Source organism: Streptomyces sp. URMC 123 (genome assembly GCF_051386515.1).
GTDB lineage: Bacteria > Actinomycetota > Actinomycetes > Streptomycetales > Streptomycetaceae > Streptomyces.
The window spans coordinates 1-6,455 of record NZ_JBPQTV010000351.1 but is presented as its reverse complement, the minus strand read 5'-3'; the positions used below and the strand labels follow the sequence as shown (position 1 = coordinate 6,455).

General features: G+C 73.6%; 4 protein-coding genes. All 4 read left to right on the top strand.

The features are described from left to right. The coding region (locus tag ACSNOD_RS26930; protein WP_436769666.1) for a hypothetical protein at positions 1–825 on the top strand (825 nt) is incomplete at its 5' end. Between the two features lie 151 nt (positions 826–976). Then, complete coding sequence (locus tag ACSNOD_RS26925; protein WP_436769665.1) at positions 977–1,435, top strand: hypothetical protein; 459 nt, start codon at positions 977–979, stop codon at positions 1,433–1,435. Further along, on the top strand, positions 1,432–2,094 hold the full coding sequence (locus ACSNOD_RS26920) for a hypothetical protein (protein ID WP_436769664.1): 663 nt from the start codon (positions 1,432–1,434) through the stop codon (positions 2,092–2,094). The genes ACSNOD_RS26925 and ACSNOD_RS26920 overlap by 4 nt, the downstream gene beginning before the upstream one ends. Then, on the top strand, positions 2,091–6,455 hold a 4,365-nt coding region (locus tag ACSNOD_RS26915), incomplete at its 3' end, for a putative T7SS-secreted protein (protein WP_436769663.1). The genes ACSNOD_RS26920 and ACSNOD_RS26915, both read left to right, overlap by 4 nt.

Here is a 6,455-nt window from a genome sequence, read left to right as displayed (position 1 = left end):
GCGGAGGGCGGCGCGCCCGGCGCGGGCGGGTCCGGGGTGGGGAACCTGTCGTTCCTGAACGGATCGGCGAAGCGGAACGGGGCCGAGCCGAACACGGGTGACTGGGCGTCGGCGCCCGGCGCCCCGGCGAGCACGCCGGTGGCCCGCCGCTGGGTGCAGCTGAGCGCGGGCCGGGCCGGCGACCTCGACCCGGTGGTCGTCAACGGGGCCGGCTTCACGCTCTACCGGTTCGACAAGGACACGGCGCGGCCGTCGGTGTCGAACTGCTCGGGGGAGTGCGCGACGACGTGGCCGCCGGTGCTCATCGCCCCGGGCGGAAAGATCTTCGTGGAGGGGGTGGAGCGGTCCTCGATCGGCGTGATCAAGCGGTCGGACGGGACCCACCAGGTCACGATCGGGGGCTGGCCCGTCTACCGCTTCAGCAAGGACACGGCGCCCGGCGACACCAAGGGCCAAGGGGTGGGCGGCACATGGTTCGGCGTCCGCCCGGACGGCACGAAGGCGGGCGCGAGCGGGGGCGGCGACGAGCAGGGTGATGGGCAGGGCAACGGCCAGGGCAGCGAGCAGGGCACTGCCGAACCGGCATCCAGCGCGGTGCTCTTCGACGACAAGAACTTCGCCGACAACGGCGCGCAGGGCCTGGCCGGCCCGGGCTGCCAGAACGTGGCCCGGGACGACGTCGCGTCCTCCCTCTCGGCGAGCGGCAGCCTGAAGATCTGGTCGAAGCCGAACTGCGAGGGCAAGTCGAAGGTCGTGACCGGCGACGTGCCGGACCTCGCCACGATCGGCTTCGACAACGACATCTCGTCCATCTTCTTCGGCTGAGCCGCCGGCGACGGCGAACGGCCCCACCTCTGCCCGCACCCGCGGAACCCCCCGTAACGGCAGCGTCGCGGTGTGTCGTACTGTGCCCGAGGTTGACGTGCCGTCGGTGACCGGACGGCCGTGGGGAGCGCGTAGGGGTGGGGAAGCCGGCGTGGGCTTGATCGAGGAGATCGCCGCGGTGCGATCGGGGAACGGCGTACCGGCGGCGATGGTGGGGGAGTTCCGGCGCACGCCGTTGCTGCTGCCGATCGCCGACGGCGGGGCGATGTCGGGGTCGCTGGGGGGCGTGCGCTGGCTGTACGCCTTCACGGGCGAGGAGCCCCTCGCGCGCTTCCTGCTCGCCAGGGGCACGGAGACCGACCGGCCCTGGGAGTACCGCGTGGTGCTGGGCGCCCGCCTGCTGGACCAGGTGATCCCGGAGCTGGAGGGTCCCGTCGGGGTGGCGGTCGACGTGGCCGACGAGGACGGCTCGATGCTGTTCCCGCCCGTTCGAGGAATCGTTCCGGACGCGGTCGCGGTGGACGCGGGCGTCGACGCGCACACCCCCGCGATGGGCGCGGGCACCACCGCGCAGGCGGTCGCCACGGCTCCGACGGAGGGCGCCCGGTGAGCGGCGACGGCACGGCGAACCTCGGAATCGGCGCGGACTCGGTGAAGCTGATCACCGAGGGCCTCAGAGGCGCGATCGGGGAGCTCAGGGAGGTCGGTGGCGGCATCGACTCCGGCCGGGGCGTCGGCTTCGAGGAACTGCGGCTGACGGGCATGGAGGCCGGCCACGGCGGCCTCGCGGCGGACTTCGAGTCCTTCTGCGAGCGCTGGGAGTGGGGCGTACGGGCGCTGGTGGTGACCGCGAGCCAGCTCGCGTCCCGGGCGGGGATCGCCGCGGGCGGCATCTGGGAGGAGGACCGGTACCAGGCCAACGCCTACAAGTACGCGGTCAACTCGGCCATTGGGAACCCCCACCTGACCGAGGAAGAGGTCAAGGACAAGAAGTACGGCGAGCTGCTCGACTTCGACATGTATGCGTGGGACCGCAGCACGGAATCGATCGACAAGGCGCGCGCGGACATCGCCCAGCAGTGGAAGGACACCGCGCGCACGGTGGTCTCCGAGGGGAACGGCGGACGCGTCTTGGGCATCGGGGCGGACCTGGCCGGGGCCGACGGGGAGGCCGTCCGTCAGCGGGTGCGGGACGCGATCCCGGCCCCTCCTCCGGAGCAGGGCACGGGCCGGCGGAACGAGCCGTCGGCGGAGGGTGAGGGCCGATGAACTTCGGCGACTTCATACCCGACGCCATCGAGGACTACGCCGAGAAAAATGTCGAGCGGGCCGGCAAGCTCGTCGATCTCGGCGGCAAGAAGATCGCCGATGGCCTGGACCGCCTCGGTCACGACACCGGCGCCGGCATCGTCCGCCGGCTGGCCGGATCGGCGGCCAACGCCCTGGGGGCGGACGCCGGTGAGCTCGAACTCGGGCAGAGCGACGACCCCAGGAAGCTGATCCACGGCAGCGTCTCCAAGCTGCGGTCGACGGTGTCCCACCTCCGCGACTTCCACAGTTCCTTCGACAAGGTCGGCAACGGCCTCAAGGGCATGGACTCGGCCCACTGGAAGGGCGAGGCCGCCGACGCGTTCCGCGAGAAGGTGTCGATCGAGCCGAAGAAGTGGTTCGAGGCCGCGCAGGCCTGCGGCAAGGCCGCGGACGCGCTCGACGCCTTCGCCGACACCGTGGAGTGGGCCCAGCGCCGGGCCCGGGAGGCCATCGACACCTACCGGAAGGCGGAGGCCGCCACCGACGCGGCGCGCGACGCCCACAACGCGGCGGTGGCCTCGTACAACGCGGCCGCGAAGAAGTACAACGCCGCCCTGGACGCGGGCGGCGACCCGGGGCCGAAGCCCACGCGCCCGGGAGACTTCGCCGACCCCGGCGAATCCGGGCGCGAGGCGGCGCGGGCCAAGCTCAAAGAGGCACGCGCGCAACGGAACACGGCGGCCGAGACGGCCCGTACGGCGGTGCGGGCCGCGCGGGACGCCGCCCCCGCCAAGCCGTCCTTCGCGGATCAGGTCGAGAACGGGTACGAGAACGCCAAGGTCGCCCGGGAGCACCTCCGCACCGGCGTGATCAAGGGCGTGGGCGGTCTCATCGGCTTCGTCCGCAGCGTGAGCGCCTGGGACCCGTACAACCTGGCGCACCCGGCCGAGTACGCGACGCGCCTCAGCGCCCTGGCGAGCGGCCTGGTCACCACGGCCAACAACCCGTGGCCGGTGGTGAAGAACATGGCCGAGGAGTTCACCAAGGACCCCTACGAGGCGACCGGCAAACTCCTGCCGGACCTCATCGGCAGCAAGGGCGCCGGCAGCACGCGCAAGGTGGCGGGCATCGCCCGGCGCCTCCCCGAGCACGCCCACGGGCCGGGGACCGCCCTGCCCCACGGCACCGGCCTGCCGGACGGCATCCGGCAACCGCACGAGCCCGGGGCCGGCGGCCCTCACGGCCCCGACCCCGCGTCCGGCCGGCAGCAGGGCCCCGGCCGCGAGCAGCTCGACGAGAACGGCTCGCAGCAGAACCACACGCACGACGGCAAGAAGTGCGTCGGCGGCACGGACCCCGTGGACCTCGCGACCGGCAAGATGTTCCTGCCGCAGACCGATGTGTCGCTGCCCGGCGCGCTCCCCCTGGCGTTCACGCGGCGCGTCGAGTCCGGCTATCGCGCGGGCCGCTGGTTCGGCCCCTCCTGGTCGAGCACGGTCGACGAACGTCTGGAGATCGACGCCCGGGGCGTCGTCCACATCGGTGCGGACGGCCGGCTCCTCGCCTACCCGCATCCGGCGGTGGACCTGCCGACCCTTCCCGAGCGCGGCCCCCGCTGGCCCCTGGAGCGCACGGCCGACGGCTCGTACACGCTCACCGACCCCGCCACGGGCCACGTCCGGCACTTCACCGGCCCCGCCGGCGGGGGCGACGGCGAGGCCCCGCTCGAGCAGATGGCGGACCGCGACGGTCACTGGGTCACCTTCGAGTACGACGCCGACGGGGCGCCGACCGGCATCGCACACAGCGCCGGCCGCCGCCTGAGAATCACCACGGACGGCGGCCGGATCACCGCGCTCCACCTCGTCGGCGCCGCACCGGACGGCTCCGACCAGGAACTCGTCCGCTACGGTTACACCGACGGCGACCTCACGGAGGTCACCAAGTCCTCCGGGCGGCCCCTGCGGTTCGAGTACGACGACGAGCACCGCGTCATCGCCTGGACCGACACCAACGACCGCCGCTACGACTACGTCTACGACAACCGCGACCGGGTCATCGCCGAGGGCGGCACCGACGGCCATCTGGCGCTGCGCATCGACTACGGCGCGCCCGACGAGGCCACCGGGCTGCGGACCACCACCGTCACCACGGCCGAGGGCCAGGTGTCCCGGTACGTCGTCAACGACGCGTGCCAGGTGGTCGCCACCGTCGACCCCCTCGGCCACACGATCCGCACCGAGTACGACCGGTACGACCGGGTCCTGTCCAGCACGGACGCGCTGGGCCGCACGTACCGCTTCCGGTACGACGAGGACGGAAACCTCCTCGCCGTGCTCCGCCCCGACGGCCGTGAGCAGTCGGCCGCCTACAACGACCTCGGGCTGCCCACGGAGCTCACCGGGCCCGACGGCGCGGTGTGGCGGCAGACGTACGACGAGGCCGGCCGCCGTACCTCGGTCACCGACCCGACGGGCGCGACCACCCGCTTCGCCTACGACGACCGGGGCCACCCCGCGGCGGTCACCGACGCGGAGGGCAACACCACCCGGCTGCGCTGCGACGCCGCCGGCCTCCCGGTGGAGATCACCGACGCGCTCGGCGGCACCACCCGGTACGAGCGCGACGCCTTCGGGCGGGTCACCGCCCTGACCGACCCGCTCGGCCGCGTCACCCGCCTCTTCTGGACGGTCGAGGGCAGGCTCAGCCGGTGCGTGGACCCCGACGGGGCCGAGCGGACGTGGACGTACGACGGCGAGGGGAACCTGCTCGCGCACACCGACGCCGCGGGGGGTGTGACGTCGTACGAGTACACCCACTTCGACCTGGTGGCCGCGCGGACCGGACCCGACGGCGTCCGCCACACCTTCGAGCACGACGCGCAGCTGCGGCTGACCCGGGTCACCAATCCCCAGGGGCTGACCTGGCAGTACGCGTACGACGCCGCCGGCCGGCTGGTCTCCGAGACCGACTTCGACGGGCGCGTCCTCACCTACGACCACGACGCGGCCGACCGGCTCACCGCACGGACCAACGGGCTCGGACAGACGGTCCACTACGCGTACGACGACCTGGGGCGGCTCACCACCAAGGCCGCGGAGGGGCACGAGACCCACTACGCGTACGACGCGGCCGGCCGGCTCGTGGAGGCGCGCGGGCCCGGGGTGAGCCTGGCCCAGGCGCGGGACCGCCTCGGGCGCGTCACGGCGGAGACCGTCAACGGGCGCACGCTCTGCCTCTCCTACGACCGCCTCGGCCGCCGCAGCCGCCGCATCACCCCGTCCGGGGCCACCACGCGCTACGGCTACGACGCGGCCGGGCGCCGCACGTCCCTGACCGCCTCCGGCCACACCGTCGACTTCGAGCACGACGCGGCCGGGCAGGAGGTCGCACGGTACTTCGGCGAGACGCTCACCCTGACGCAGGCGTGGGACCCGGCCGGCCGGCTCGCCGGCCAGACGCTGACGGCCCGCGCCACCACGGTGCAGTCGCGTGCGTACGCCTATCGCCCGGACGGCCATGTCACCGCCGTCGACGACCGGTTGAGCGGCAGGCGGTCGTACGACCTGGACACGGCGGGGCGGGTCACGGCCGTGCACGCGCGGGACTGGACGGAGCGGTACGCGTACGACGAGGCCGGCAACCAGACGGAGGCCGAGTGGCCGGCCGAGCACGCGGGAGCGGAGGCGGTCGGCACCCGCGCCTACACCGGCACGCGGATCGGCCGGGCCGGGCGGGTGCGCTATGAACACGACGCGCAGGGCCGGGTGGTGTTGCGCCGCATCGCCCGGCTGTCACGCAAGCCGGACACGTGGCGCTACACGTGGGACGCGGAAGACCGCCTGGTGGGCGTGGTGACGCCGGACGGCACGCGCTGGCGCTATCTGTACGACCCGCTGGGCCGCCGCATCGCCAAGCAGCGGCTGGGCGACGACGGTTCGGTGGTGGAGCGGACGGACTTCACCTGGGACGGCACGACGCTCGCCGAACAGACGACGGTGGCGTGCGACGCGCCGAACCCGGTGACCCTGACCTGGGACCACGAGGGGCTGCGCCCGATCGCGCAGACGGAGCGCATCAGCGCGGCGGACGCGCCCCAGCGGGAGATCGACGCGCGGTTCTTCGCGATCGTCACGGATCTGGTCGGCGCGCCGACGGAGCTGGTGGACGAGCGGGGCACGGTCGCGTGGCGCGCGCGGTCGACGCTGTGGGGCACGACGACGTGGCCGTCGGACGCGACGGCCTACACGCCGCTGCGCTTCCCGGGCCAGTACTTCGACCCCGAAACGGGCCTCCACTACAACGTCCACCGCCACTACGACCCCACGACGGCCCGCTACCTCACCCAGGACCCCCTGGGCCTCACCCCGGCCCCCAAC